Annotated in this window: 3 protein-coding genes; 2 read left to right on the top strand and 1 reads right to left on the bottom strand. The window is 41.3% G+C overall.

Annotated elements, in window-relative coordinates; translation table 11 throughout:
* The first annotated feature begins 105 nt into the window (after positions 1-105).
* Together IQ234_RS20410 and IQ234_RS20405 are read left to right on the top strand one after the other, a co-directional pair.
* The gene (locus IQ234_RS20410) at positions 106-492 is read left to right on the top strand and encodes a hypothetical protein (RefSeq protein WP_193958413.1); all 387 of its coding nucleotides are present in this window, start codon (positions 106-108) and stop codon (positions 490-492) included.
* Positions 493-494: 2 nt separating this feature from the next.
* On the top strand, positions 495-1,439 hold the full coding sequence (locus tag IQ234_RS20405) for an NAD(P)-dependent alcohol dehydrogenase (RefSeq protein ID WP_193958412.1): 945 nt from the start codon (positions 495-497) through the stop codon (positions 1,437-1,439).
* A 10-nt stretch (positions 1,440-1,449) separates the two neighbouring features.
* On the opposite strand, the gene IQ234_RS20400 is transcribed toward IQ234_RS20405, so the two are convergent.
* On the bottom strand, positions 1,450-2,685 hold the full coding sequence (locus IQ234_RS20400; protein WP_193958411.1) for a bifunctional sterol desaturase/short chain dehydrogenase: 1,236 nt from the start codon (positions 2,683-2,685) through the stop codon (positions 1,450-1,452).
* Between the last annotated feature and the right edge of the window lie 296 nt (positions 2,686-2,981).

Raw genomic sequence — 2,981 nt, 5'->3', positions numbered from 1 at the left:
CCCCTTATCAAGGCGGATCCCCCCGCCTATCGGCACCCCCCTTATCAAGGGGGGCAGGGGGGATCGAACCTAAAATCGATTTTTAATTTAATTATAAAACAACTTATGATTAGTCGCTACATTGTCCTATGGCTCCCGATGATCGTAATAGGAATTAGTAACGGTATTCTCAGGGAAAGCACCTACGGAAAATATCTCGATGAACTACGCGCTCATCAAATTTCTACCCTGACAGGAATCCTCTTTTTTAGCTTTTATATTGGCACTCTTGTCTATTTTTTGGGTCTAGAATCGTCCAGTCAAGCAATTACTATCGGTTTAATTTGGTTAGTATTAACAGTGGGTTTTGAGTTTCTGTTCGGTCATTTTATCGCTGGTCATTCTTGGTCAAGATTAGGTCAAGATTATAATCTTTTAGCGGGACGAGTTTGGATTTTTGTTCTCTTGGTCATTACTTTTGCTCCTTTACTATTTTATCAACTTTTTTCTTAATTATGAAAGCTATTATCATTAATCGCTATGGCGATAGTAATGTTCTCGAATACACAGACATAGAAAAGCCAATTCCCCAAGGGAAAGAAGTCTTAATTAAGATTATGGCAGCGGGAATTAATCCGATTGATTGGAAGATTCGTCGGGGAATGCTCAAAATAGCCACAGGTAATAAATTTCCCCTGCAATTAGGTTTCGATTATGGGGGAATTATCGTTGAAAAAGGTAGTCAGGTGGAACAATTCCAGATCGGAGATGAGGTTTTTGGTTTTCTCAATCAATTACCGGGTAAAACTTATGCTGAATATGCAATTATTCCCGCTTCCCTATTAGTTAAAAAACCCCATAATCAGAGTTTTATTGAAGCTGCTGCCACCCCTTTAGCTGCTTCTACCGCTTTGCAAGTCTTGCGCGATTTTGGCAATATTCAAGCAGGAAATCGGATTTTAGTTAATGGTGCATCGGGAGGAGTTGGTAGTTTTGCTGTGCAGATAGGGAAAATTTTCTCCGCAGAAGTAGATGGAGTCTGTAGTAGTAAAAATATCGATTATGTCACCTCTTTAGGAGCAGATAAAGTTATAGATTATACCCAAGAAGATTGGAGAAAAACTGAGCAGAAATATGATATAATCTTCGATGCTGTGGCTAAGTCTTCTTTTTGGCACTGTCGTCAGCTTTTAAAACCCCAAGGCACTTATATAACCACCCTACCAAATCCCGGAATTATCCTTTTAAATTATCTCACTGCTTGGTTGCCCCAAAAAGGGAAACTGATATTTTTTGCTCAAGCACAAGCGTCTGACTGGCAATTTCTCAAAGAAGCGATCGAATCGGGTAAATTAACTGTTAGAATCGATCGCACCTATACTTTTTCCCAGGTGATAGAAGCTCATAATTATAGTGAATCGGAAAGAGTGCGAGGAAAAATAGTCTTGATCCCCGATTAAGGATAAATAGTTAGGAATTTTCCCGATTTTTTGGGGAACGAGTAAATAGTTTTAAGTAGGTAGAAACAGAGAATTCCTTAATTGGAAAGGTGATAAAAGTCAAGGGATTAATAGTAATAATAATATTGCGGCTATCCCTTTGTACCGCCTTGATAATCTGTTTAGCCACCCAATCGGCGGACATAATACCCACAGGATTTAAATTACTCTTAAAAGGGCCAAGAATTAGCTTTCTTACCACACAGGGAGCATCTAAACGACGCAGGGTAATCATATCACCGATCGCTCGTTTACTGAGTTCGTAGAGGGGACTAAAGGCAGGATTAACCTCCGCTTCCGAGGTATTCACCCAGACTTCCTTGCGAGCAATTTGCTCGTTAGTGCGGACAGTTTTGAAGAATAATTCCATTAAACGCCAGACGGAAAAAGTATTCACTTCGTAGGCTAATTCGATCGCTTCTGAGGTTCTTTGACCGTGGACATTAACGCCATGATTTAAAATTAGTATATCTACAGACTTAAATAGGTCCTCAAGTTGCGTTTCTTCGCCGATTTGCCATTTTACGGTTTTTACAGGTACTGATTCGCCGTTAATTTCAATAGCGATCGCATTTTCCCCGGAAGTGAGCGCGATCACTTTGGCTCCCTTCAGTTGTAGGTACTTTAACAGCGATCGCCCTAAAGTTCCATTCGCTCCGGTAATGGCGATCGTTTTACCCTTGAGAGAAAGTGCCGTCCCCATCAATTTATCCATAAAGGTGAAAGTTCCACAATAATAAGCCTTTTGGTTATCAAAATGGTGTCGCCAGTGGTAAGTACGATTAACGCGCCATTGAGCCGGTAAACTCTCAAATTGCCCCGGACGATGGGTTAAATCGGTTAATTCGTCCAAATTGGCGATACCTAAACCTCGACCGATCGCCGTACTGAGAAAAGCCAAAGTATAAAGGGAACCTAACCAACCCAACCAAGGGCGATCGAACCCCCAAAAGTAGGCCAATAGTACAGGTAAAACACTGGCAGCCAACATCACCAAGGCCTCCGGTACATCATTGTACCAGTGCGCCCGACGATAAATTTCCTCGCTCATTACCGACAGATCGGGACGAAAAACCCGATGATGCCAGACGTGCAGACGATAAAGGGGCTGCCAATGGTGGGCCAGAGCATGATAGCAATCACGCACGATCTCCACCCAAATAATTGAGCCACAAATCAGTCCGACACAGAGGAGCAGGTTTGACATAGGGGATAAATGTTAAATTTTCTCAACGAATGTAAACAAAGTAATCTTAGCCCAAAAAGCCCATTTATCGGGTAAAAGGAACCAATAGCTTGAAAAACTGGGGTTTCTTTCCCGAAAAAACTTAAGATTCTGTTAAAAATTTTAACAATTTTCGGTAAGATAAAGCAAGAAGTGCGAAACGTTTAGGCACGAAATAAGGCTGTAATGCCTGAAATAACCGCCTAATAAGGTCTTCAGTCCCCTGACTGAATCTAATAGGTCAACCCTGACCAACCTTATAACTGTTTATATGTCCC

This window comes from Microcystis aeruginosa LEGE 91341, assembly GCF_015206885.1.
In the GTDB taxonomy this organism is placed as follows: Bacteria; Cyanobacteriota; Cyanobacteriia; order Cyanobacteriales; family Microcystaceae; genus Microcystis; species Microcystis aeruginosa_H.
Note: the sequence above shows the minus strand (reverse complement) of the source record. Positions and strands in the feature narration are given on the sequence as shown.